The 24,821-nt window shown below is 69.4% G+C and carries 22 protein-coding genes; 10 read left to right on the forward strand and 12 right to left on the reverse strand.

Annotated features, from left to right (window positions below; genetic code table 11):
* Window positions 1-167: 167 nt before the first annotated feature.
* The 3 genes from ACYVD1_RS09075 to ACYVD1_RS09085 all read right to left on the reverse strand — a co-directional run bounded on the left by ACYVD1_RS09075 (window position 168) and on the right by ACYVD1_RS09085 (window position 2,325).
* The gene (locus ACYVD1_RS09075; RefSeq protein ID WP_460770238.1) at window positions 168-692 is read right to left on the reverse strand and encodes an NUDIX domain-containing protein; all 525 of its coding nucleotides are present in this window, start codon (window positions 690-692) and stop codon (window positions 168-170) included.
* 86 nt (window positions 693-778) lie between these two features.
* On the reverse strand, window positions 779-1,651 hold the full coding sequence (locus ACYVD1_RS09080; RefSeq protein ID WP_460770440.1) for a 1,4-dihydroxy-2-naphthoate polyprenyltransferase: 873 nt from the start codon (window positions 1,649-1,651) through the stop codon (window positions 779-781).
* 116 nt (window positions 1,652-1,767) lie between these two features.
* Window positions 1,768-2,325, reverse strand: a complete 558-nt coding sequence (locus ACYVD1_RS09085) for a GNAT family N-acetyltransferase (RefSeq protein WP_460770240.1) — start codon at window positions 2,323-2,325, stop codon at window positions 1,768-1,770.
* A gap of 92 nt (window positions 2,326-2,417) precedes the next feature.
* Here ACYVD1_RS09085 and ACYVD1_RS09090 point away from each other — a divergent pair, with 92 nt between their 5' ends.
* The 9 genes from ACYVD1_RS09090 to ACYVD1_RS09130 all read left to right on the forward strand — a co-directional run bounded on the left by ACYVD1_RS09090 (window position 2,418) and on the right by ACYVD1_RS09130 (window position 13,040).
* Window positions 2,418-2,798, forward strand: a complete 381-nt coding sequence (locus ACYVD1_RS09090; RefSeq protein ID WP_460770242.1) for a phage holin family protein — start codon at window positions 2,418-2,420, stop codon at window positions 2,796-2,798.
* 420 nt (window positions 2,799-3,218) lie between these two features.
* Window positions 3,219-4,190 (forward strand): 4-hydroxy-tetrahydrodipicolinate synthase, encoded by a 972-nt coding sequence (gene dapA / locus ACYVD1_RS09095; RefSeq protein WP_460770244.1) that lies wholly within the window; start codon window positions 3,219-3,221, stop codon window positions 4,188-4,190.
* Window positions 4,187-5,872, forward strand: coding sequence for a ribonuclease J (locus ACYVD1_RS09100; RefSeq protein ID WP_460770247.1), 1,686 nt, complete (start codon window positions 4,187-4,189; stop codon window positions 5,870-5,872). Before dapA ends, ACYVD1_RS09100 begins: the two co-directional genes overlap by 4 nt.
* 225 nt (window positions 5,873-6,097) lie before the next feature.
* Window positions 6,098-8,575, forward strand: a complete 2,478-nt coding sequence (locus tag ACYVD1_RS09105; RefSeq protein WP_460770249.1) for a DNA translocase FtsK — start codon at window positions 6,098-6,100, stop codon at window positions 8,573-8,575.
* 119 nt (window positions 8,576-8,694) lie between these two features.
* A complete protein-coding gene (locus ACYVD1_RS09110; RefSeq protein ID WP_460770252.1) occupies window positions 8,695-9,750 on the forward strand; it encodes a helix-turn-helix domain-containing protein in 1,056 nt (351 codons plus the stop codon).
* Between the two features lie 198 nt (window positions 9,751-9,948).
* Complete coding sequence (gene rimO / locus ACYVD1_RS09115) at window positions 9,949-11,382, forward strand: 30S ribosomal protein S12 methylthiotransferase RimO (RefSeq protein WP_460770254.1); 1,434 nt, start codon at window positions 9,949-9,951, stop codon at window positions 11,380-11,382.
* A complete protein-coding gene (gene pgsA, locus ACYVD1_RS09120) occupies window positions 11,379-11,984 on the forward strand; it encodes a CDP-diacylglycerol--glycerol-3-phosphate 3-phosphatidyltransferase (protein WP_460770257.1) in 606 nt (201 codons plus the stop codon). The genes rimO and pgsA overlap by 4 nt, the downstream gene beginning before the upstream one ends.
* Window positions 11,985-11,988: 4 nt before the next feature.
* Window positions 11,989-12,522, forward strand: a complete 534-nt coding sequence (locus ACYVD1_RS09125) for a CinA family protein (RefSeq protein ID WP_460770259.1) — start codon at window positions 11,989-11,991, stop codon at window positions 12,520-12,522.
* A 161-nt stretch (window positions 12,523-12,683) separates the two neighbouring features.
* Window positions 12,684-13,040: a helix-turn-helix domain-containing protein gene (locus tag ACYVD1_RS09130; protein ID WP_460756979.1), complete on the forward strand. Its 357-nt coding sequence runs from the start codon at window positions 12,684-12,686 to the stop codon at window positions 13,038-13,040.
* 113 nt (window positions 13,041-13,153) lie between these two features.
* Here ACYVD1_RS09130 and ACYVD1_RS09135 read toward each other — a convergent pair whose 3' ends face one another.
* The 5 genes from ACYVD1_RS09135 to ACYVD1_RS09155 form a co-directional block, all read right to left on the reverse strand.
* Complete coding sequence (locus ACYVD1_RS09135; RefSeq protein ID WP_460770262.1) at window positions 13,154-13,618, reverse strand: RrF2 family transcriptional regulator; 465 nt, start codon at window positions 13,616-13,618, stop codon at window positions 13,154-13,156.
* Between the two features lie 267 nt (window positions 13,619-13,885).
* On the reverse strand, window positions 13,886-15,352 hold the full coding sequence (locus ACYVD1_RS09140) for a glycoside hydrolase family 3 protein (RefSeq protein ID WP_460770265.1): 1,467 nt from the start codon (window positions 15,350-15,352) through the stop codon (window positions 13,886-13,888).
* Between the two features lie 85 nt (window positions 15,353-15,437).
* Window positions 15,438-16,319, reverse strand: a complete 882-nt coding sequence (locus ACYVD1_RS09145; RefSeq protein ID WP_460770267.1) for a carbohydrate ABC transporter permease — start codon at window positions 16,317-16,319, stop codon at window positions 15,438-15,440.
* Entirely contained in the window at window positions 16,316-17,296 is a 981-nt protein-coding gene (locus ACYVD1_RS09150) for a carbohydrate ABC transporter permease (RefSeq protein ID WP_460770269.1), read from the reverse strand. The genes ACYVD1_RS09145 and ACYVD1_RS09150 overlap by 4 nt, the downstream gene beginning before the upstream one ends.
* A 129-nt stretch (window positions 17,297-17,425) precedes the next feature.
* Entirely contained in the window at window positions 17,426-18,712 is a 1,287-nt protein-coding gene (locus ACYVD1_RS09155) for an extracellular solute-binding protein (RefSeq protein ID WP_460770271.1), read from the reverse strand.
* Window positions 18,713-18,969: 257 nt separating this feature from the next.
* On the opposite strand from ACYVD1_RS09155, the gene ACYVD1_RS09160 reads away from it, so the two are divergent.
* The gene (locus ACYVD1_RS09160) at window positions 18,970-20,184 is read left to right on the forward strand and encodes an ROK family transcriptional regulator (RefSeq protein ID WP_460770274.1); all 1,215 of its coding nucleotides are present in this window, start codon (window positions 18,970-18,972) and stop codon (window positions 20,182-20,184) included.
* 78 nt (window positions 20,185-20,262) lie between these two features.
* Here ACYVD1_RS09160 and ACYVD1_RS09165 read toward each other — a convergent pair whose 3' ends face one another.
* The 4 genes from ACYVD1_RS09165 to ACYVD1_RS09180 form a co-directional block, all read right to left on the reverse strand.
* On the reverse strand, window positions 20,263-20,883 hold the full coding sequence (locus ACYVD1_RS09165) for a hypothetical protein (protein ID WP_460770277.1): 621 nt from the start codon (window positions 20,881-20,883) through the stop codon (window positions 20,263-20,265).
* A 33-nt stretch (window positions 20,884-20,916) separates the two neighbouring features.
* A complete protein-coding gene (locus ACYVD1_RS09170; RefSeq protein ID WP_460770279.1) occupies window positions 20,917-22,563 on the reverse strand; it encodes a serine/threonine-protein kinase in 1,647 nt (548 codons plus the stop codon).
* A gap of 143 nt (window positions 22,564-22,706) precedes the next feature.
* Window positions 22,707-24,296: a serine/threonine-protein kinase gene (locus ACYVD1_RS09175; RefSeq protein ID WP_460770281.1), complete on the reverse strand. Its 1,590-nt coding sequence runs from the start codon at window positions 24,294-24,296 to the stop codon at window positions 22,707-22,709.
* A 46-nt stretch (window positions 24,297-24,342) separates the two neighbouring features.
* A complete protein-coding gene (locus tag ACYVD1_RS09180; RefSeq protein ID WP_460770441.1) occupies window positions 24,343-24,813 on the reverse strand; it encodes a GNAT family N-acetyltransferase in 471 nt (156 codons plus the stop codon).
* Window positions 24,814-24,821 lie beyond the last annotated feature (8 nt).

Consider the following 24,821-nt stretch of genomic DNA (forward strand, 5'->3'; position numbering starts at 1 on the left):
AGCCGCCAACCCGCCGTCGTAGCGGAGCGGGTCAAGGTGGAGCGCCGTTGACGCGCGAAGCGCTCGATGGCGACGACCTTGAGGCGCGCAGCGGAGACGGCCACAATCGGGCGGCGGGAAAGGAGGGCACCCCAGACCAACAAGGAACCCCCACCACCCCACCACCATCACCGTGGCAGGACGGGCTGCCCGTCTTCTAGGTAGACCGGAGCCCCACCACTGTCATCCACCGAGACCGCGGCCAGCATTCGTCGTGCGATGTGCTCGGGCAGGTACTCGTGGAGCTTCTCGGGCGGTACCCACTCCCAACCGGACAGCTCGTCGGGCGGCAGCTGGAAACTCACCTCCGGAGCTCCCATCGGGGAACCCGTCCCCGGAACGCCCACCCGGAACAGCCACTGCAGGGCCGCTGTGCGGGGCGGGCGAGGCGGCACCCAGTCCACCACCAGAAGGCCGCCCACCCGGGCCGTCACGCCCAGCTCCTCACCGATCTCCCTTCGACAGGCGGCGAGTGGGGATTCCTCGGCCTCGATGACCCCGCCGGGGATCCCCCAGGGCTGGTCGGGCTTGTACGTGCGCCGCACGAGCAGCACGTCTCCCGATCCCGAACGGATCAGCGCGCCCGCCGCGCCCCTGGTCGCGGGCAGGCTCGCGTAGAAACTCTCGTCGGTCGCGTCAGACAGGTATCGCATCCGCTCAGCCTCCGCACGGAGCCAGTCCACTTCGGAGCCAGACCCCTCGGAGTCAGCCCCCCTAGGAGTCAGCCCTGCACTCGGTATCAGCCCAGGGCGAGCGCGATCGAGAACAGCACACCGAAGGCCATCTGCAGCTTCCCCGTCTCACCCAGACCCAACACCAGTTCACGCCCCACCTGGCCGCCCAGGACGCGGCGGAGCGGCTGCACGGCCAACGGCGCGGAGAGCAGCACCAGCGGCACCCACCAGGACACGGGGGTCAGCACGAGCGCCACGACGAAGGACCCCACGACCATCCCCGCGAACAGGCGCCGTGTGCCGACCTCGCCGAGGCGGACGGCCAGTGTGATCTTGCCGGTCTCCCGGTCGGTGGGGATGTCGCGCAGGTTATTGATCACCAGCACCGAGCAGGACAGCAGCCCCACCGGGACCGACGCGACCCAGGCCTGCCAGGGTGCCGACTCCAGCTGCACGAACACTGTGCCGACCACGGCGACGACGCCGAAGAACACGAACACGGAGACCTCACCCAGCCCCCGGTACCCGTAGGGCGTCCGACCGCCCGTGTAGTACCAGGCGGCGGCGATCGCGGCCGTACCGATGAGCAGCAGCCACCACGAGGTGGTCGCCACCAGCACCAGTCCGATCACACCCGCGAGGGTGAAACTCCCCAGTGCCGCCGCCAGCACCTGCTTGGGAGCGGCCAGCCCGGTCGCGGTCAGCCGTGTGGGCCCGGTCCGTTCCTCGGTGTCGGTGCCCTTGACCCCGTCGCTGTAGTCGTTGGCGAAGTTCACCCCCACTTGGAGTGCCATCGACACGGCCAGGGCGAGCAGTGCCTTCCACCACACGAACCCGTCCAGGGAGTAGGCCAGCGCGGTGCCGACCGCAACCGGGACGACCGAGTTCGGAAGCGTGCGGGGACGCAGCCCCGAAACCCATTCACTGACCGTGGCCACGCGCCGGTCCTCCAGTTCGCTCAGGCGGTACGCCGTGGGGCGCACCAGACAACTACCCAACGGTAGTACCTGGTGGGACTACTCGGAGCTGGCGGGACCATTCGGAGCTGGCGAGACTACTGCGAGATCGCGGCGTGCAGCCGGGCCATCGGCAGCAGGCGGCCCATGTCGATCTCCCGCCGGGCACCGTCCGCCCGCCAGCCCGACGCTTCGAAGAACGACCGCAGGGCGTTCTCCTCCTCGGGGGTCCACACGTGCACCTTGCCGAACCCGGCCTCCACCAGGTGGTCCACACAGGCGTTCAGCAAGCGGCTCCCGTGCCCCTCCCGAACCCGCTCCGGGTCCACGTGCAGCGCGAACACCTCCGCGTCCGTGGCGGGCCACAGGTCCGGGTCCCCGGCCGGGCCGAAGGCCGCGAACCCCACCACGGTCCGCACCCCGCCGACCTCGTCCGTGGCGACCACCAGCCGGTGCTTGGACGTAGGGGGCGACTCCAGGGACACCGTCCACTGTTCGTGGAACTGCCGACGGGCCTCCGCCCCGGACAGGCCCTCGGTCACGTCCTCGGGCAACAGGTCCCCGTACACCGCCCGCCACGACGCCACCTGCAGGTCCACCACCGTGGCCACATCGGCTGCGCGGGCGGGGCGGACGAACTGCTGGGCACTGGACACGGGGGCCTCCTGAAGGGGCACGGGGCGCGGGTCGACAAGATCACCGTCACCGGAGTTTTCGGACCTTGCCTTGGCATGGGAACATCTACGTTGTGAGCCTCATTATCAGAGTAATCGTGAACGCGCTCGCCCTTTGGGCGGCTGTCCTCCTGGTCTCCGGAGTCGAGGTCAGGACACAGGACACCACCGAGCAGATCGTCACCTACCTTGCGGTCGGTGCGATCTTCGGCTTGGTCAACGCGGTCATCAAACCGATCGTGAAAACGGTCGGCTGCCTGTTCTACGCCCTGACGCTCGGCCTCATCGGCCTGGTCGTGAACGCGCTGCTGTTCCTGCTCACGGAGTGGATCTCCGACGGGTTCGGCCTGCCCTTCCATGTAGAGGACTTCTGGGCCGCCTTCTTCGGCGCCATCGTCGTCACCGTCGTGAGCTGGCTGGCCAGCATGTTCCTTCCGGACAAGAAGGACGACTGAGCACCAAAGGTCGACTGAGTACCACCTGACAACCCCCGCCCCCGCCGCCTAACCGCGGCGTCCCCGGGTCCGGCCCGCGTGGCGCGGGCCCGGGGAGGGTAGGTTCACTGGTCTAGGCTCGACTCGGGCTCCACATTCGGTTTCACCCGCCGGGACGCCCCTCACCTCAACCAACGAGGACGGGGGCCGAACCGGATCAGCTTCCGCGCACTCCCATGAGCGGGGCGACACAGACTTTCCCGCTTCCGGCCGCACACGCCGGTCGCGGCGACGGACGTACAGCGCCGTCTTCGCCCGTGCACGGCGGAAAGCACCCGGCACGGGACACACCCATTGATTTCTGACGCACATGGAGAGGAGGAGGGGCACCCGAGGGCCCACCGCCGTTCCGGCACCGGGCCCGAGAGCCTTTCAGACGCGATGGTAGAGAACCAGTACCGCCCATTCGGCAAGATGTTGACCGCGATGGTCACCCCGATGCTCGAGGACGGGGAACTCGACTACGACGGAGCCGCGAGACTCGCCACCTACCTGGTGGACGAGCAGCACAACGACGGCCTGATCATCAGCGGCACGACCGGTGAGTCGCCCACGACCAGCGACGACGAGAAGGATCGCCTGCTCCGCACGGTCGTCGAGGCCGTCGGTGACCGCGCCCAGGTCGTCGCCGGGGTCGGCACCAACGACACCCGGCACAGCGTCCGGCTCGCGAAGGCCGCCGAGAAGGCGGGCGCGCACGGTCTGCTGGCCGTAACGCCGTACTACAACAAGCCCCCGCAGGAGGGCTTGATCCGGCACTTCTCGGAGATCGCCGACACCACCGAGCTGCCGGTCATGTTGTATGACATCCCCCACCGCACGGGCACGCCGATCGCCTCCGAGACCCTGGTCCGGCTGGCCGAGCACCCGCGCATCGTCGCCAACAAGGACGCCAAGGACAACGTCGGCGCCAGCTCCTGGGTCATGGAGCGCACCGACCTGGCGTACTACTGCGGTACCGACATCCTGAACCTGCCCCTGCTCTCCGTGGGCGCGGCCGGCTTCGTGAGCGTCGTCGGCCACATCGTCGGCAGCGACCTGCGCGACATGATCGACGCCTTCGACGACGGTGAGGTCGGCCAGGCGCTGGCGATCCACCGCCGCCTCACCCCGGTCTACACCGGCATGTTCCGCACCCAGGGCGTCATCACGACCAAGGCCGTCCTCAACCTCTTCGGCTTGCCCTCCGGGCCGGTCCGCACACCGCTCGCCGACGCGTCCTCCGAGCTCCAGGCACTCCTCCGCGAAGACTTGGCGGCCGCCGGGGTCAAGGGCCCGATCGGGCTCGCCCCGCACCAGGCCGTGCCTGCCAGCGCTGTTCGCGTCGAACGTCTCACGGAGGGTTCCGTATGAGTCACCCGCACCCCGAGCTCGGCCCGCCCCCGCCCCAGGGCGAGGGCGTCCTGCGCGTCGTCGCCCTTGGCGGTCTCGGCGAGATCGGCCGCAACATGACGGTCTTCGAGTACGACGGCCGTCTGCTCATCGTCGACTGCGGTGTGCTCTTCCCTGAGGAGGAGCAGCCCGGTGTCGACCTGATCCTGCCGGACTTCGACTACATCCGGGACCGTCTCGACGACGTCGAGGCGATCGTGCTCACCCACGGGCACGAGGACCACATCGGCGGCGTGCCCTTCCTGCTGCGTGAGCGGGCCGACATCCCGATCATCGGTTCCAAACTGACCCTCGCGCTGATCAGCGCCAAGCTGGGCGAGCACCGCATCAAGCCGGAGACCGTCCTGGTGGAGGAGGGGGAGCGCCACGACTTCGGCCCCTTCAACCTCGAGTTCTTCGCGGTCAACCACTCCATCCCGGACGCGCTCGCCGTGGGTATCCGTACCCCCGGCGGCACGGTGCTGCACACCGGTGACTTCAAGATGGACCAGCTGCCGATGGACGGGCGCCTCACCGACCTGGCCGGGTTCTCCCGGTTCGGTGACGAGGGCGTCGACATGCTGCTGTCCGACTCCACCAACGCCGAACAGCCCGGTTTCATCGTCAACGAGCGCGACCTGAACGCCGCCATCGACAAGGTGTTCCGGCAGGCCGAGAAGCGCATCGTCGTGGCGTGCTTCGCCTCGCACGTGCACCGGGTCCAGCAGGTCATCGACTCGGCGACCGCGCACGGCCGCAAGATCGCGTTCGTGGGCCGTTCCATGGTCCGCAACATGAACATCGCGCGCGACCTCGGCTACCTGAGCATCCCCGGCGACACCATCGTCGACGTCAAGCAGCTCGACAAGCTGCCGGCGGACGAGGTCGTGCTGGTCTGCACCGGCTCGCAGGGCGAGCCCATGGCCGCGCTCAGCCGCATGGCCAACCGCGACCACCAGATCCGCATCGCGGAGGGCGACACCGTCCTGCTCGCCTCGTCGCTCATCCCGGGCAACGAGACCTCGGTCAACCGGGTGATCAACGGTCTGACCCGCTGGGGTGCCAACGTCGTGCACAAGGGCAACGCCCTGGTGCACGTCTCCGGGCACGCCTCCGCCGGCGAACTGCTCTACGTGCTCAACATGGTGCGCCCGCGCAACTTCATGCCGGTGCACGGTGAGTGGCGGCACATGCGCGCCCACGCCGACCTCGCCAAGCTCACGGGCGTCCCGAACGACCGCATCGTCATCGCCGAGGACGGCGTGGTCGTCGACCTGTACAAGAACCGCGCCAAGATCGTGGGTGCCGTGCAGGCCGGGTACGTGTACGTGGACGGCTCGTCGGTCGGCGACGTCACCGACGCCTCGCTCAAGGACCGCCGCATCCTCGGAGAGGAGGGCTTCATCTCCGTGGTCCTCGCGGTGGACTCCAACACGGGCAAGATGCTCGGCGAGCCCGAGATCCACACCCGGGGCGCGGGCATCGGCGCGGACGCCTACGACGACGTCATCGACAAGCTCCAGGCCGCTCTGGACAAGGCGGCCTCCGACGGCGTCAACGACCCGCACCAGATCCGGCAGCTCATCCGCCGCAGCACGGGGCGCTGGGTCAACGAGACCTACCGCCGTCGTCCCATGATCATCCCTGTTCTGGTCGAGGTCTGACCCGAACACGCTACGCCGAACGGCCCGGGAGGACTCCCGGGCCGTTCGGCGTGAGTGCCCTCGGCGCCGGAACACTGCCGGCGCCCGAACGGGTATCGCGGCTTGACGGGCATCACGACACGCCGTCCAGCGTTCGTGCCTCGGCTATGCCGTCTTAGTAGGCTTCCGCCGTGCCGGGCGGCTGTGTCCGGGCTCCAACCCCGTCCCCCGTGGAGGTGACCCCCGATGGCCACGCGCGCCTCCTCTGGTGGTTCCGGGCGTAAGAAGTCCAGCGGGCGCAAGCCCCCCGCCCAGAAGCGCATGCCTGACGGGCCCATCGCCTACGTGTTCACCCTCTTCGGCCAGTTCCTGCTCGTGCTGTGGAAGCTCATCGCGCACACCGTGGGCGGCGCGGCGCGAGCGGTCGGTCGCAGCGCACGCGACCTCGACCCGGACCTGCGGCGGGACGGCATCGGCCTGGTACTGCTGGCCTTGGGCATCCTCGTGGCCGCCGCGGTGTGGTGGCAGAGCGACGGGCCTCTGCTGGAAGCCACCCGCTTCGTGATCGTGGGAGGCTTCGGTACCTTCTCCCCGATCCTGCCGCTGCTCTTCCTGCCCATCGCCGTGAAGCTGATGCGCACGCCGAGCACCGGCAAGGAGGGTGATGCCGGTCGGCTCTTCATCGGAGTCACCGCGATCATGCTCGGCCTGCTCGGCCTGATCCACATCGCGCACGGAATCCCGCAGCCAGCAGACGGCATCGAAGGGCTGCAGAACTCGGGCGGCCTCATCGGGTTCGTCGCCTCCGGACCGCTCAGCGCCGTGGTGACACCGTGGCTCACCGGCCTGCTCCTCGCGCTGATCCTGATGTTCGGCATCCTGGTGGTGACCGCCACCCCGATCCGGCGGATCCCGGAGCGCCTCCAGACCCTGTTCGGCGCCCTGATGGAGCGCGACACCGGCCCCGACTCCGGGATCGGCATCCTCGGAGCGGACGCCGAGGAGAAGCCCGCCAAGCGGCGTAAGCGCAAGCCCAAGGGGGAGACGGTCGCGGGCGACCACGAACGCCCCTACGACAGCCCGGTCCTGCCCAGCGAACCCGAACCGGGGCCGGTCGCCCCCGCCCTCACCGACGAGGCAGCGGGGGAGGCGGAGGCCAAGAAGCCCGCTGCCCGAAAGAAGGCCAAGGCGCCTACTCCCGATCCCACACCGCCCCCGGCCACCACCGAACAGCTGTCCATCCCCTCCCGCGTGGTGGAGGGCGACTACGAGCTGCCCGTCCCGACGATGCTCAAGCCCGGCTCGCCCGCCAAGGCGCGTACCAAGGCCAACGACGACGTCGTCGCGGCGCTGTCCGGGGTGATGACCCAGTTCAAGATCGACGCCGAGGTCACCGGATTCACGCGTGGCCCGACGGTCACGCGCTACGAGATCGAGCTCGGGCCGGCGGTGAAGGTCGAGAAGGTCACCGCCCTCTCCAAGAACATCTCGCTCGCGGTCAAGAGCGCTGACGTGCGCATCCAGTCGCCCATCCCCGGAAAGTCCGCGATCGGTGTGGAGATCCCCAACACCGACAAGGACATAGTGAGCCTCGGTGACGTGCTGAGCTCCCCGGTGGCCACGTCGGACCACCACCCCATGCTGGTGGGCCTGGGCAAGGACGTCGAGGGCACCAACGTCGTCGCCAACCTCGCCAAGATGCCGCACGTGCTGGTCGCGGGTGCGACCGGCGCCGGTAAGTCGACCTGCATCAACGGGCTCATCTCCTCGCTGATGATGCGCGCCACCCCGGACGAGGTGCGGATGATCCTCGTCGACCCCAAGCGGGTCGAGCTCACCATGTACGAGGGCATCCCGCACCTGATCACCCCGATCATCACCAGCCCCAAGAAGGCCGCCGAGGCCCTCCAGTGGGTCGTGGGGGAGATGGACCGTCGCTACGACGACCTCGCCGCCTCCGGTTACCGCCACATCGACGACTTCAACGCCGCGGTGCGCACCGGCGAGGTGACCGCCCCGCCCGGCAGCGAACGCGAGTACGAGCCCTACCCCTACCTCCTGGTGATCGTCGACGAGCTCGCCGACCTCATGATGGTCGCGCCACGTGACGTAGAGGACTCGGTCGTGCGCATCACCCAGCTGGCCCGCGCCGCCGGCATCCACCTGGTGCTGGCCACCCAGCGCCCCAGCGTCGACGTCGTCACGGGCCTGATCAAGGCCAACGTGCCCTCCCGGCTCGCCTTCGCCACCTCCAGCCTCTCCGACAGCCGCGTCATCCTGGACCAGCCCGGCGCGGAGAAGCTCGTGGGCAAGGGCGACGCGCTCTTCCTCCCGATGGGCGCGGGCAAGCCCATCCGGCTCCAGAACGCCTGGGTGGGTGAGAAGGAGATCCGCGGGATCGTCGACCACTGCAAGAAGCAGTCCGAGCCCAGCTACCGCGAGGACGTCGCGGCACCCGAGGCCAAGAAGAAGGAGATCGACGAGGACGTCGGCGACGACATGGACCTGCTGTTGCAGGCGGTCGAGCTGGTCGTCACCACCCAGTTCGGGTCCACGTCGATGCTCCAGCGCAAACTGCGCGTCGGTTTCGCCAAGGCGGGCCGCCTGATGGACCTCATGGAGAGCCGCGACGTCGTCGGCCCCAGCGAGGGTTCCAAGGCCCGCGACGTCCTCGTCACCCCCGACGACCTCGCCTCCGTGCTCACCGACATCAGGGGGGGCTGACCGGGGCGCCCGATTTGGTGCGATCTTGGCAGCTCCATGGGGCGTGGTGACCTGCGCTGAGCGGCCTTGGGTAGCAGAGTGGGGTCACGTAGGCACAGATAGTCGCGGGGGGAGTGCGCATGGCGACGATCGGCCAGACCTTGTCCGCCGCACGGATCGCGGCGGGATGCTCGCTGGAGAACCTGAGCACACGTACACGCATCCGCATGCAGGTCCTCAGAGGTATCGAGAACGAGGACTTCGTCCCCTGTGGAGGGGACTTCTACGCGCGCGGGCACATCCGGAGGATCTGCAAGTACCTCGGAATCGACCCCGCGCCGCTCCTGGAGGAGTACGACCGCGAACACGCTTCCACGGAGAAGCCGACCTTCATCCCCCCGCAGCGGCTTCCGTCCGCCAAGTCCGAGTCGGTCCGAGTCGCCGCCGCACAGGGCGGCCCGCCCAGCATCGGAGACGAGGACACCGACCCCGAGCAGCGGGCAGAGAACTGGGGCCACTTCGAACGCACCCAGAAGCTCGCCCGGCGGCCACGGGGAAAACGCGCCAAGCCCGCAGCGGCGGGGGTGCCCGAGCCCCGGCGCTCGGGCAGACGAGGCAGGGCAAAGGCCCAGAAGAACCGCGCGGCCCCGGTCGCAGCCGCGGCCCGGCCCGCGGTCACCCGGACCAGGACGCGCGGCGGCGAGAAGTTCCGACAACACTGGCCCTGGGCCGTCGTCGCCGTCATCATCGTCGCCGGCGTCTTCGTCGGCGTCCGGACCTGGCAGGGCTGGGAAGACGGAAACCCCGCCCGCACCGCCTTCGAGTCCGTCCGTGAAGACGGCGGCGACACCGTCGACTCCTCGGTGCTTTCCGAGGAGGAGGCGGCCAAGACCTCCGAGGAAGCGGCCGTCGAGGACACGGGCCCCGCGGAAGGGGAGGCCGGGGAGTTCACCGTCGCCCTCAGCGCCTACGACCGCACCTGGGTCAAGGTGAGCGACCTCGACGGCGGTGACCTCTTCACCGGATTCCTCACCAACGGAGAGGCCGAGGACTTCGTCACGGAAGAGCCCGTGACCGTGTGGGTCGGCAACGCCGGAGCGGTCGAGGTCGCCATCGACGGAGAGGACCTCGGCCCCAGCGGAGGATTCGGAGAGGTGAAGGAGATCACCGTCGGCGCCGACGGTATCGACGACTGACGAGGGCCTTCACGACGGGGAACGCCACAGTACGGCCCAAGGCCGGGGTACGGGAGGGTTGGTCAACCACGGTAGTGTGGGGGGTTGCGGGCGGCGCCACTCGACGCCGTCGCGCGACCACGAGCCGACCCGGGTATCCCGGCCTCCGGCCGTGCCGCGCCCCGTACCACTCGAAGCTCTCCCACACGCTTGGAAGCCATGTCATCGCGCCGTACTGTCTCACTCGTCACCCTGGGGTGTGCGCGTAACGAGGTCGACTCCGAAGAGCTCGCCGGGCGTTTCGCAGCCGGCGGCTGGGACCTCGTCGACGACGACACCAAGGCGGACGTGACCGTCGTCAACACATGCGGGTTCATCGACGCCGCCAAACAGGACTCCATCGAGACCCTGCTGGAAGCGGCCGAGAACGGCGGAAAGGTCGTCGCCGCCGGTTGCATGGCCGAGCGCTACGGTTCCGAACTCGCCGACGCCCTCCCCGAAGCCAACGTCATCGGGTTCGACGACTACGCCACCGTCACCGAGCGGCTCGACGACGTCGTGGCCGGGCGCGAGCTGGTCCCACACGACCCGCGCGACCGCCGCACCCTGCTGCCGATCAGCCCCGCCGAACGCGACGCCTCCCAGGTGCACGTGCCGGGGCACGCCGGGTTCGAGGACTCCGAGGGCGCGGACGGCACCGACCTTCCCTACCGCGCCACTGTCCCGCGCCGCCGCCTGACAGGCGGCCCGGTGGCCAACCTCAAGATCGCCTCCGGCTGCGACCGCAGGTGCACCTTCTGCGCCATCCCGGCCTTCCGCGGCGCCTACATCTCGCGTCAGCCCGACGAAGTCGTCCGTGAGGCGGAATGGCTGGCCAGCGAGGGCGTGCGCGAGGTGTTCCTGGTCAGCGAGAACTCCACGTCCTACGGCAAGGACCTGGGCGACGTGCGCGCGCTGGAGAAGCTCCTGCCGCGCCTGGCCGCGGTCGAGGGACTGGAACGGGTCAGGGTCAGCTACCTGCAGCCCGCCGAGGTCCGTCCCGGGCTCGTGGACGTCATCGCCAAGACTCCCGGTGTGGTCCCCTACTTCGACCTCTCCTTCCAGCACGCGAGCGGCCCGCTGCTGCGCCGCATGCGTCGCTTCGGTGACCGCGAGCGCTTCCTGGAGCTCCTGGACACCGCCCGCAGGAGCGCACCCGAGGCCGGTGCCCGCTCCAACTTCATCGTCGGGTTCCCCGGCGAGACGGAGGAGGAGTTCGAGGAGCTGGTGGCCTTCCTCACCGAGGCCCGCCTGGACGCCATCGGCGTCTTCGGCTACTCGGACGAAGACGGCACCGAAGCCCTCAACCACGAGAACAAGGTGCCTGAGGACGTGGTCGCGCAGCGCGTGGACACGCTCAACCGCCTCGCCGAGGAGCTCATGGCCCAGCGGGCCGAGGAGCGTATCGGCACCGAGGTGAACGTGCTGGTGGAGGCCGTACTGGAGGACGGCGCCTACGAGGGTCGCGCCGAGCACCAGGCACCCGAGGTCGACGGCAGCACCATCCTGTACGGCGAGGACCTCGCCGTCGGGGACCTGGTGCGGGCCACCGTCATCCAGGCGGCCGGGGCCGACCTCGTCGCGGAGCAGGACGGGGAAGCCGGAGACAGATGAGCACGCACGACCCCGCGGCCTCGTCCGCCCCCCAAGCGCCCTTGTGGAACATCGCGAACGTCCTCACGATGAGCCGGTTGGTCATGGTGCCGGTCTTCGTCTGGTTCATGTTCCTGGACGGGACGTGGTGGGAGATGGCGGCCTTCTCCGTCTTCGTGCTGGCCGCCATCACCGACCGCATCGACGGTGAGCTGGCACGACGCCGGAATCTGGTCACCGACTTCGGGAAGATTGCCGACCCGATCGCGGACAAGGCGCTCACCGGCGCCGCGCTGATCGTGCTCTCCATCCAGGGAGACCTGTGGTGGTGGGTGACCATCGCTATTCTGCTGCGCGAGTGGGGCATCACGGCGCTGCGCTTCGCGGTACTGCGCTACGGCGTCATGCCGGCGAGCAAGGGCGGCAAGCTCAAGACCGTCCTGCAGATCGTCGCGATCAGCATCTACCTGTTCCCGTTGCAGCTCCTGCCGTTCACCGAGGTGTTCGTGTGGATCGCGCACGGCGTCATGGGTGCGGCCCTGGCCGTCACCCTGTGGACCGGCCTGGTCTACGTGGTCGACGCCGTCCGCCTGGCGCGCGCCAAGGGCGCGCAGGAGAAGTAGCCACGTGACGGCGGATGAAGGGCACCGGCTCGGGGGAGCGGCGCTGGACGCGGCCGGGGCCGCCCACCGGGCCCTGCTGCGGTCCGGGGCGACCGCAGCCACTGCCGAATCCCTCACCGGAGGACTGCTCGGCGCCCACCTGACGGCGATCCCCGGGGCCTCGGCCACCTACCGGGGCGGGGCCGTCACGTACGCGACCGATACCAAGGCCTCCCTCCTCGGTGTCCCCGAGGAGCTGCTGGCCGCGCACGGCGCCGTCCACCCCGATGTCGCGGCCCACATGGCACGGGGCGTACGCCGTCTGATGGGTGCCGACCACGGGCTCGCCGTCACCGGGGTCGCCGGTCCGGAACCCCAGGACGGACAGCCGGTCGGTACCGTCTACGCCGCCGTGGCAGGATCAGGCTCACACACCGAGGTCGTCCGCTTCAGTTTCACCGGAGATCGTTCGGGTATCCGCTACGACACGGTCGAGGGTGCGTTGAGGATCCTGAGGACCGCCGTTCGCGGGGACGTGGCGGGAAACACCCGGGACTGACCCTTTCGGCGGGTTCCCCCCGCACCCCAGGGCGCGGGAACAAAACCACCCTCGTACGCGGTTCCCCCTCCAGCGAACAGGACGGCAAGAGGTGCCCGAATCGGGCGTGGGGCAGGTACGGTGTTGTATATGAAGGTCGCTACCGGTGGGAGGGAGCGCGAATGATGGTCCTGCTTCGTCACCTACTTGGTGACGTGCTCAGGCGGCTGCGGCAGCGCCAAAGCCGCACCCTCCGCGAGGTGTCGGCCGATGCGCGTGTTTCCCTCGGCTATCTGTCGGAGGTCGAGCGGGGGCAGAAGGAAGCCTCTTCCGAGCTGCTCGCCTCGATCTGCGGGGCCCTCGGTGTCCCGCTTTCTCAGGTACTCAGAGAGGTCTCCGACCAGCTCGCTCTGGCCGAGCTCCAGGAGGCCGCCCTGTTGGGCGACGCGGTCACGACAGACCCCGTCCCCGCCCAGGACCTCGGCATCGAGCCCGTTCCAGACCGTGTTCCCCAGGTCGCCGATATGGCCGGGGTCTGACACCCGGCCCGCATACGTACGTCAGCCGCCTCACAGGTCTCGTTCCAGGAGCCGGTCACCCCGCGGGGTGACCGGCTCCTCGAGTTCGTGCTCCCCGCCCCGTAGAGCGGCACTCAGCGGTGCGTGTGATTGACCCAGGCCTCGGGGTCCTCAGCCAGGGTGCGCACCTGCTCGGGGAGGTCGTTGCTGACCAGGTGCTGGAGGGTGACCCCCTCCAAGATGCCGCGCTCACTCGCGCGTAGCGCGATCCACACCTGTTGCAGGCTGCGGGCCGCACCGTCGTAGTCCACGTGTTCGGGGCGTTCCCCGCGCACGTTGGCGAGCGGTCCGTCGACCGCTCGGATGATGTCGGCGAGGGAGATCTCCCCCGGGGGCCGGGCGAGCCAGTAGCCGCCAACGGGACCCCGTTGACTGCGCACCAACCCGGCACGGCGTAGCTGGGTGAGGATGTTCTCGAGGAATTTTCCGGGGATGGCCTGCGCGCGTGCGAGCTGCTCGGCCGTCACCGGACCGTCGCTGGCGTGAGCGAGCTCTGCGGCCGCGCGTAGCGCGTAGTCGACCCGGGCTGAAAGGCGCATGCTGTGATTATGCCGTGGTTTGAAGGGCGAATGGGGCACCGGGCGCCTACGGGTGTCGTCGACGGCCGGGGTGCTACATGCTAAGGGTACTTCTCCGACCGGGTTTCGGGGACATCGGAGATGATCTTCCCCCCTTGGCCTCCCCACAGGCTTCCCCCCGCTCCGGCTTCCCCCACCAGTGCGGCCGTGCACCAGTATGGCCGGAATTGGCCACCGGCCCGGCCCGCTGAGGAGTGGGGAGTGGGGCCGGACCGGTGCGGGGGAGGATCAGTTGGTCGCCTTGAGGGCGCCCGCGGAGCCGAGGAGTTCGGCGGCGCTCAGTCCGTTGACGTGGGCGGCGCCGTAGGTGCTCACGTAGGCGCCGCAGTCGGGCCGCCAGATGGGCAGCCCCATCTCCACGACCACGGCCTTGGGCCGGGCGCTCAGCAGGCCGCTGACGAACGCCTGGGCGCTCGGATAGCGGTGCGCGTCCCGCACCACGACCACCAGGTCGCGGCCCTGGGCGGCGGCGAGTACCGCCGCGGGGTCATCCGTCTCGGGGGAGACCCGGACGGTGTCGCGGAACCACGGGCCCAGCCCCCACGGCACCTCGCCGACGGCGATCCCGGCGGGAGCGTCCACCTCGACCACGTACGGGTCCTCCAGTGGTGGGATGTCGCCGTCCACGCGGGTGGCGCGGCGGGCCCCGGCCAGCCCGACCAGTTCGGTGCCGCCGGTGCGGGACTGCCCCTCGGCGGTGCTCTTGATCCAGTCGCGCAGCCGCGCGTTGCGCTCAGCGGCCTCCTCCAGGCGCTCGCCCGGCAGGCGGCCGTCGCCGACCGCGTCGATCAGCGCTGTCCGGACCTGGGCGACCTGGTCGGCGTAGACGTAGCGGCCCAGGCAGAGCAGGTCGCAACCGGCGGCCACCGCGAGCACGCTGGCTTCGGGGATGCCGATCCTGCCGCTGACGCCCTGCATGTCCATGGCGTCGCTGACCACCACCCCGGTGAAGCCCATGTCGTCGCGCAGCAGGTTGTTGAGCAGGTAGCGGTTGAGGGTCGCGGGGCCGTCACAGCCCAGGCCGGGCAGCTCGATGTGGGCGGTCAGGATGGACCGGACTCCGGCGTCGACGGCCGCCTGGAACGGCAGGAGTTCACGTCTGCGCAGCAGATCGGCGTCTGCCTCCACTCTGGGCAGCGTGTGGTGGGAGTCCTGCGAGGTGGCACCGTGGCCGGGGAAGTGCTTGGCGCACGCGGCCACACCGGCCTCCTGGAGGCCCTGGACGGAGGCGGCGGCGTGCCGGGCCACGAGCTCGGCGTCGGCTCCGAAGGAGCGGGTGCCGATCACGGGGTTGTCGTCGGCGACGTTGACGTCCACCGAGGGGGCAAGATCAAGGTTGAAGCCGAGGTCGGCGAGTTGTACACCCAGGGCGCGCAGCGTGGCGCGGGTGAGGTCGGTGTCGTCGACCGCTCCCAGGGCGGCGTTTCCGGGGTAGTCACTGCCCCGGGCCTGGCCGATGCGGGTGACGTCGCCACCCTCTTCGTCCAGTGAGATCAGCGGGGTGTCCGTTGCCTCGCGCAGGCTCGCGTTGAGCGCGGTGACCTGCTCAGGGCTCTCCAAGTTGTTGTGGAACAGACAGACGCCGGAGATCCCGTCCGCCAGTCCGTCCAGGATCCATGTGGGGGCCTGGAGGGACTCGAAGGGCACCAGCAGCGTGGCGTTGGCCAGACGCTCCAGTGTCGGGTCGTGTGGCATGACGAACTCCGTTCGGTGATCAAGGGTGCCCCGGCGAGGGCAGACGCGTGGCGGGGAAGGTGTGCGTTGGTGGTTTGCGGGGCGGTCAGCCCTTGACCGCGCCCATGGTCAGACCGGAGACCATGCGGCGCTGGACGAAGAGGAAGAAGATCATCACGGGCACGGTGAGCAGGGTCGAGGCAGCCATGATCGACCCCCACTCCACGGACACGGCGCCGAAGTAGTACTGGAGGGAGATCGGCAGGGTGTAGGCGCCCGTGTTGTTCTGCAGGAAGGTGAAGGCCACCAGGAACTCGTTCCACGCGGTGATGAACGCGAAGATGCTGGCGGCGGCCAGGCCCGGGGCGACCAGCGGCATCAGGATCCGCCAGAAGATCGTCCATCCGCTGGCGCCGTCGATGGCGGCGGCCTCCTCCAGTTCCTTGGGCACAGCGGCCACGAAGCTGCGGACCATCAGGATGGTGATGGGCAGCGCGACCGCGACGTAGATGATGAACACGCCGCTCAGGTTGCTGACGAGCTCGATGTCGAGGGCGTTGCCCATGTGGAAGAAGTTGATGAAGAGCGAGATGATCAGCGCTTCGACCGGGACCATCTGGATGACCAGCAGCATGATGATGAAGACCGAGCGCAGCTTGAACTTGAAGCGGGCGACGGCGATCGCCGCGAGCAGGGACAGGAGCGCCGCGAAGGCGACCGAGCCCACCGTCACGATGAGGCTGTTGGTGAGAAACGACCAGAAGGACGCCCCCGGGATCAGGACCCCGGAGGTCACGCGCTCGAAGTGCTCGAAGGTGATCTCCCGCGGGAACAGCGTGGGTTCGCGGGTGAAGATCTCTCCGGTGGGCCGCAGGGCCGTGGCCAGGACCCAGTAGACGGGGAAGATCGCGAAGAGGAAGACCGCGAGGGCCGCGACGTACGGGCCGGTCTTCCCGAGGAGCTTGCGCAGGCGGTACCGGTTGTTCATCGGGCCTCCTCCTGGCGGATCATCGTGCGCAGGTAGTAGGCGCTGATGACGAGTACCAGGACGGTCATGATCACGGCGATCGCCGAACCCATGCCGTAGTTCGGCGGGGTCGAGGCGAAGCCCAGCTGGTAGATGTAGGTCGGGATCAGGGCGATCTCGCGGTTGGTGACGCCGCCGCCGAGGATGAACAGCTGCGTGAAGATCCGGAAGTCCCAGATGATCTGGAGGACCAGCAGCAGTGCGAAGAGCGGCCGCAGCATGGGCACGGTGACGCTCCAGAAGGCCGTCCAGCCGTTGGCGCCGTCGATGCGGGCGGCCTCGTAGAGCTCGCTCGGGATGCTCTTGAGCCCGGCCAGGACGCTGATCGCCACGAACGGGAACGACTGCCAGACCACGGTGATGACGAGGATCGGGAACAGCGTGCTCGGTGAGCTGAGCCAGTTGAACTCCTGCCATCCGGAGCCGACGAGCCAGTCGGGAAGGCTGGTCAGGATGGCGTTGAACAGGCCGTACCTGGTGTCGAACAGCCACCTGTAGACGATGGCGGCGCTGATCACCGGGGTGGCCCAAGCGAGCATCAGGCCGATGCCCAGCGTGGTCGACGCCCATCGCGGAAGCCGGTGCATCAGCAGACCGACGAGGGTTCCGAGGACCATGGTCAGGACCACCATGGCCAGGCAGACCAGGATGGTGTTGCGGAAGATCGACCAGAAGCGCTCGTCGGTGAGTACGTGGAGGTAGTGCCCGAAGTTGTTCCACTGTGCTTCCTGCCCCTGGAGCTGCCGCAGACCGTAGTCGTGCAGCGAGATCCACAGCATCTGGCCGATGGGCCACAGGAGGACCACGGCCAGGACGGCCACGGCGGGCAGGATCAGGAAGTAGGGAATGAACGCGTGCCGCGCTCTGGGTGAGAGGCGACTGCGGCTCTTGGGCCGCTCACCCTCAGTGGGTGCGGGGCGTTCCAGCGTTTGTGTCATCAGCCGTTCCTGGCAGGTTGAGCGGGGGCGACCGCCGTTTCGGTCCTTCCGGCCGTGGGGGTGCCGTTAGGGGTACGGTCGGCCGCCCCGGGCGCGTGTGGCGAACGCGCTGGTGATGGCTGGGGTCGGTTACTCGTCTTCGGGGCGGTTGAGCGCCTCGGTGAGCTCCTCGTTCAGCTCGGGGAGGACGTCGTCGGCGGACTCGCCGTCGGCCAAGCGCTGCACGGCGGTCTGGATGGTGGTCAGCTCCCACTGGACGTGGCCCCAGTTGGCGGTGTCCGGGAACAGGCGCAGGTCACCGGTGGCCTGGGTGGCGGCGCCGGCGAGGATCGGGTCCTCCTGGAAGGCGTCGCTCTCGAGGACGTCCTCGTAGACCGGGAACATCGACGCGACCTCGTTGTAGGGAAGCGCGTTGTCCTTGCTGTTCAGGACGGTGATGTAGTCGAAGGCGGCCTCGGGGTACTCGGTGGTGCCCCACACGGACAGGTCGGAGCCGCCGCCGAAGGCGGGGGCCATGCCGTCGGTGCCCGGGATGGGCGCGGTTGCCCAGTGGTCGACGTGGTCGTCGTTGAGCTCCTCGAGCTGGGGCTGGGCCCAGGGGCCGTCGATGAACATGCCGATGTCGCGGTTGACGAAGTCGGCGTGGGCGCACTCGACCTCGTCGACGCCCACACAGGCGCTGGGGGAGTGGCCGTCGACGGTGAGGCCGGCGTAGAACTCCAGCGCTTCGGCGGTCTCGGCCGAGTCGAGCTCGCCGACCCACTCGTCACCCTCCTGGGTGGCGAAGTCGCCGTCGTTGGCCCAGACGAAGCTGGCGATACCGTTGAGGAAGTCGGTCGGGGCGGCGAAGCCGGGAACGTCGTACTCGTCCTCGATGTCCTCGGCGACCTCGGTCAGCTCGTCCCAGGTCTCGGGGGGCTCGTGGCCGAGCTCTTCGAGCCAGTCGGTGTTGTACCAGAGAGCCCGGACCCCGCTGTACCAGGGAATACTGTACTGGGCGTCGTCGAAGGTGCCGTTGGCGTAGGCTCCTTCGAGCATGTCGTCGGTGTCGTCCCACTCTTCGGCGAGCTCGGAGACGTCGTAGAGGGCTTCGGAGTGGGCCCAGGTGGGCACCTGGTCGTTGCCGATCTCGACGACGTCGGGGCCACCGGAGACCAGGGCCGTCTGGAAGCGTTGGCTGAACTCGTCCCAGGGGATCCACTGGACGTCGACGTCGGTGTCCGGGTGCAGCTCCTGGTACTGCTCAGTCACCATGTCCATGTGGTCGTTCTGTTCTTCGCTGGCGTCACCCATGCGCCATACGGTCAGGGTGTCGGGCGCATCGCCGGCGCTTCCGCCGTCGTCGCCGGATCCATTGCCGCAGGCTGCCGCGAGCATGACCACGGCCGAGGCCAAGGCGATCTTGGAGAACCTCATGTGAACCTATCTCCCTTCGCACGACGCGCTGGGGCGCGGCGCCTGTGCCCGAAGCGACCTGGGATCATGGACGGATCCGGGCGCTTCGACGTCTATTTGGGGGGTGTGCTGGGACAGCACGTTTGGCCGCCCCGCCGGCGCGGGTACCGGTGGCCCGGGTTGCTGCTGTGGGCCTGCCGGGACGTGACCTCCTGTGAGGTTGTGAGCTAAATTAACAGGAAACTTTCCTAATAAAAACAGGGTGAGGTGTCACGGTTATGTCTCAACGTCCGGGGACTCCCCGGCTGCTGCGCCAGCTCAACGATCGCGCGGCACTGGAACTCCTCTTGTCCGGAGGTCCCTTGACCAGGACCCAGCTCGGCACGCGCACGGGTCTGTCCAAGGTCACCGCGTCCCAACTACTCGCACGGCTGGAGGAACGCGACCTGGTCCGCGTGGTCGGCAGCCAAGCAGGAGGGCGCGGACCCAACGCCGCCCTCTACGCCGTCGTCCCCGAAAGCGCCTACGTCGCGGCCCTGGACGTCAGCGCCCACCGCGTCACCGCGACCATCGCCGACATCACCGGGGAGGTCATCAGCGACGTCACCGTCGACCCCAGCGCCTCGGACGACCCCGTCGCCCTCGTCCATACCGCCGTGATGCGCCTGGTCGACAGCGCCGAGGTCCCCCTGGACAAGGTCCGCGCCTGCGTCATCGGCACCCCCGGCGTCGTCGACCCCCGCACCGGCGACATCCGCTTCTCCTTCGACCTGATGTCCTGGCACGAAGGCGTCCTCGAAGCCCTGCGCGCCGACCTCAAACGCTCGGTCATCATCGAGAACGACGTGAACCTGGCCGCCCTGGCCGAGCACGCCGAAGGCGCCGCCTCGGGCGTCGACGAGTTCGTGCTCATCTGGCTCAGCGCCGCCGGCGGTGTCGGCATGTCCGCGATGATCGACGGCCGCATCCACCGCGGCCGCTCCGGCGGTGCGGGCGAGATCGGCTACCTCCCCGTGCCCGGCGCGCCCCTCCCGGAGGAAGTGGGCCTGGACGGCGGCTACGAGGACCACAAGGAGCACGGGGACCGGGAACTGCCGCACGGTTTCCAAGCCCTCGTCAAGTCCAAGCAGGTCGTCAAGCTCGCCGCGGAGCACGGCATCAACGGCTCCGACATCACCGAGGTCATGGCCTCCGCCGCCGCCTCGGACACCCCCGAGAGCGACGCCTTCCTCGACGCCTTCGCCGGCCGGCTCGCCCGAGGCGTGGCCGCCGTCAGCGTGATCCTGGACCCCGGCCTGGTCGTCCTCGCCGGCGACGTGGCCAAGGCCGGGGGCACCAGGCTCGCCGAACGGGTCCGGGCCGCCACCGCCCGGATCGCACCGAACGCCACCGAAGTGTCCATGGGCGCGGTGGAGGGCAGCCCGCTCGTGCGCGGCGCGCTCCTGCACGCGCTGGACCACGCCCGCGACGAGGTCTTCTCCTCCACCGTCTGACCGTGTCAGAGCCCTTCGCCCGCGCCCCGGCACCCTCACCCGCCGGGGCGCGGGCGTGCGTCGCGGCGGAAACGGGCGCTACCGGGGCTCGAAGGAGTCGAAGACGTGCTCCCAGACCCCGGAGTAGTCGTCGGCGGCTTCGACCGGGATGTTGAAAGCGATGCTGTAGTTCTCCTGGCCGTCAATGGACACGGTCCGGGATACCATGTGCCGTTCCGGGGTGGTCCAGGAGTCGTTGGTGAGCGTGCGTTCGAAGAACGCCACGTCCCAGTCGTCCGGGTAGTCGTCCGGATCCTCGCGGCGGATCTCGATCCGCTCGTAGGCGCTCGTCGCGTGGTCGGGATCGTCCACGGTGGCGAGGGTCTCCTCCTCCAGCCAGCGCGCGTTGGAGCTGGCGGACAGGAGTTCGTCGGACCAGTAGAAGACCTCGATCGCGTAGTCGCCGTTGGGGTGGTTGAAGCGGACCGTGTGCCCCTGCCCCTGTGACCCGTCTTCCTCGGTGCCCTCGTCCTCCTCGTCGTCCCCGTCCCCCGGCTCTACCTCTTCGGGCTCCCACGCCTCGGGGGCTTCGATGGTGAAGTGGTCGTCGCTGTATGCGGTGTACTCCATATCGGGGCCTACGAGGCCGCACCCGGCGACGGCCGCGGCGAACGGTGCGGCGGCGACACCGCCGAAGACGCGCTGAGCGGGCGTGGGCATGCACTGCTCCAGTCCGTGGGGTCGGTGGGGCCGTCAGGCCGGGGTGAAGGACGTACGGACGTCGTCGATGATGCGGCGGTAGTCGGACCCGTCCTCCTCGGGGACGCTGATCCGCAGGTTGTAGCCCCGATTCCCCTGGACGGTGTACTGCCACACCATGAAGCGTTCGGGAAGCCGCCAGCTGCTATCACTCAGGTAGCCCTCCAGGTCCGAAGTGTCGGTGTCGGTGGATTCCTCGCGTTCCAGTCGGACCTGCTCCCAGGCGTCCGCGTCTTGGGTGAAGTTGTCCGCCATCTCCTGCAGGTCCTGATAGCTGTTCATCGGGTCTCCGGTGAACTCGTAGATCTCGACGTCGATCTGGTGGTCCCCGGCCGGGTGGACGAACACCTGGCTCTGGACCCGGGACTCGTGGTCGTCGTCCTTGGTATCGGTGTTGTCCCAGGTGTCCCAGCCCTCGGGGTGGTCGAGGCTGAAGTACTCGTTGGAGAAGTGCTCGTAGGCCACCCGCTCAGGCCCCCGGACCAGGGCGAGCCCGCCCAGACCGGCCGCGCCTAGCGCCCCGGCGGCTCCCCACCACAGGGCGCGGCGCCGCGAGGGCTGCCGGGGAGATACAGGAGGATACGGCTGCTGATACCGCTGCTGGTGCTCGGGACCCGGGCCGTGGGCCGCCTGCGTGTACTGGCGCGTATGCGGGGTGGGACCGTGCGGAGGGGGCGTGTGCGGGTCGGGCCTGTGCACGGTCGGCGTCTGGTCCGGGTGCGGTGCCGGTCCCCACGACGGCGGAGTCTGCGGGTTCCGGGGACCCGGGAACTGCGGCGGGGGAGCGGGTGGTGCGTGGGGGTTCGGTGTGGCCGTCGCCGGTCCCTTGCGGTCCAACAGGTCGAGAGCCTGCTCGGGGGTGAGCCGCCGGTCGGGGTCCCGGTCGAGCAGACCGCCGATCAGCGGGGTGAGCGGTTCCCCGGCCCGGGGGACGGGCACCGACTGCGTCAGGACCGCGGTGAGGGTCTGGGTGAGGGTGTCCCGACGGAACGGAGACGCCCCCTCCAGCGCCGCGAACAGGGACACACCCAGGCTCCACAGGTCCGAGGGCGGAGCGGCACCACCCTGGTCGAACCGCTCGGGGGCCATGTACTCGGTGGTGCCCACGAACGTGCCCGTCGCGGTCAGGACCGTGCCCTCGTCGTGGAGCAGGTTGGCGATGCCGAAGTCGGTGAGGACCGGCCGCCTGCCGTCCTCGGTGAGCATGATGTTGGCCGGTTTGATGTCGCGGTGCACGACGTCCGCCCCGTGCGAGGCGCGGAGAGCCCCGAGCATCTCCCGCGCGATCCGCGCCACCGCTTCAGGCGGGAACGTGCCCACCCGGTCCAGCCGGTCCTGGAGGGACATCCCGTCCAGCAGCTCCATGACGATGAACGGATTGCCGTCCTCGTCCAGGACGTCGTGGACGGTCACCACCGAAGGGTGGGAGATCCGCGCCGCCGTCTGCGCCTCGCGGACCATCCGGGCCCTGGCGTTCTCCCGGTCGGCCGGGTCCAGTCCGGGCGGGAGCCGGATCTCCTTGATCGCCACGTCGCGGCGGAGCCTGGAGTCGTGGGCGCGCCAGACCGTACCCATCCCTCCCGAGCCGATGGTCTCAGTGAGTTCGTAACGGTCGACGGACGTCCGCTCTGGTGGGGGCATGAGTGCCTTTCACACGGGGGCGATGTGAATGCGGTCGTATCCGTGTGACTACCCACCGATCGCTCCGGTTCGCCGTCAACCGCCACAACTTCGGGAGGCCGGGGGTGCGTGTGGAGGCGTCCCAGTCGAGGCCCGTGGCAAGGTCAGTCCTCCGAAACGGGATCGAGTGAGTCCAGGACCCGCTCGAAGTCCTCGATGCGGTCCTCCCGCTGGTCCAGGGGAAAGTTGAAGGTCACCCGGTAGGAGACACCCGAGGAAGCGTCGCTGACCTCCCGGACCAGCATCCAGCGCTCCGGGTGCTCGCGCTCTTCGTGCTGGAACACCGCCTCGAAGACGGTGCTCTCCCACCCTTCGGGCGTGGCTCCGGTATCCAGCCGCAGACGCTCGACGCCGGCATAGTCCTCGTCCTCGAGGAGGATCTCCTCCAAGCGCAACATGGAGTCCTCGGCCCCACGTGCCAGGACCTCGTAGCCTGTGGCGGTGGCTTCGGCCGTGCCCGTCGCCACCCCGGTCTCGAACTCGTACCCGGCCAGGCGGGTGGACGCCTCGCCCTCGTGCTCGTCGGTGGTGTCCGCGACCCCCCAGTCCTCCGGAACCGCCAAGCCCATGGCATCGTCGTCGATCCAGACGAAGCCATCGGGCACGTCTTCCCCCGTCGCGGTCCCGGACCCGTCGGCCTCCTCCTCGGATCCGGTGCCCCCCTCCGCCGGGGTAGCGGGCGGACCTGCGTCCTCCGCCTGCCCCGGAAGCAGGATCCGTACCGTGAGGGCTGCCGCAACCAGGACCACCAGGGCCGCGGCGGCCGCCCACAGCGCGAACCGCCGCGCGGAGCTCTTGGGCCTGCCACCCTGAGGGTCGTCCGACCCCGGCGCGGACGGGGCCGGGGAGAGCAGGGCCAGCGCCCGGTCCGGAGCCAAGCGCACCCTCGGGTCCCGTTGCAGCAGTCCGCTGATCAGCGGGACCAAGCGCCCCCGGGCCGGAGGGTCCGGTACCGGGAGGGTGAGCACCGCCGTGAGAGTCGACGTGAGCGTCTCCCGCTTGAACGGGGACTCCCCGGCCAGCGCCGCGAACAGCGTGGCGCCCAGGCTCCACAGGTCCGAGATCGCGGTCGTCTCATCCTGGTCCAGGCGCTCGGGCGCGGCGTAGGCCGCGGTGCCGAGGATCGTCCCGGTTCCGGTGAGCGAGGTCGCCCCGCTGTCGGACAGGTTGGCGATCCCGAAATCGGTCAGGACCGGCCGCGCACCGCCCTCCGACAGCATGATGTTGGCGGGCTTGACGTCCCGGTGGATCACCCCCGCCCGGTGCGCGGCCCACAGCGCGCCCAGCAGCGGCCGCGCCATCCGTTCCACCTCGTGCTCCGGCAGGGGCCCCGCGCGTTGGATCCGTTCCCGCAGTGACTCCCCGTCCAACAGCTCCATGACGATGTACGGGACACCGCCGACCTCCAACACGTCGTGGACGGTCACCACCGACGGGTGGGAGACGCGCGCCGCGGCCTGCGCCTCGCGCACCATCCGGGCGCGCGCCCGCGCCCGCTCCCGGGGCGGCATGTCGGCTGGGAGGTGGACCTCCTTGACCGCCACGCTCCGCCCCAGACGGGTGTCGAAGGCACGCCACACCGTGCCCATCGCGCCGCTGCCGAGTTCGTCGCCGAGCTCGTAGCGGCCGACGGCCTTGCTCGGCACGAGCGCGGAGAGGTCTTCGGTGGGTTCCGGGGGTTCGGTGGGAGGCATGGCCGCATTCTTCCAAATCCAGCGGAATGCACCGGACGCGGTCAGCTCAGGGGTGCCGAGACATCGCGACCCGCGGCCGCACCGAGATCCCGGCCCGCTCCTCGTCCACCCACTGCCGCTCCAACCCCGGTCCCCACTGCGACCTCGGCAGCACGGAGAAGCCCCGCCGCTCGTACCAAGGCCCGTTCCAAGCCAGGTCACGGAAGGTGGTGAGCGTGGCGCGGATGTGCCCGTGGTCCGCGGCTTCGGCGCAGACCGCCTCCAGAAGCGCGCTCCCGATACCGCGACGCCCGTGGTCCGGGTGCACGGCGAGCTGTTCCAGATGCGTGGCCCCGTCCAAGGTGACCGTGGCCGCCAGCCCGCACACGCGCCCGTCCGCGACCGCCACCAGAACCCGCTCCACGTGTCCCAGCATCTCGCGCGGGTCGTCCGGAGGAAGATCGAGTCCGGCCTCCGCGAAGAGCGTGTCGGCGGCCAGCGATACCCCCACCAGAGCGTCGACGTCCCCGTCTCCCATCGGACGGA

Source organism: Nocardiopsis nanhaiensis (assembly GCF_054778635.1).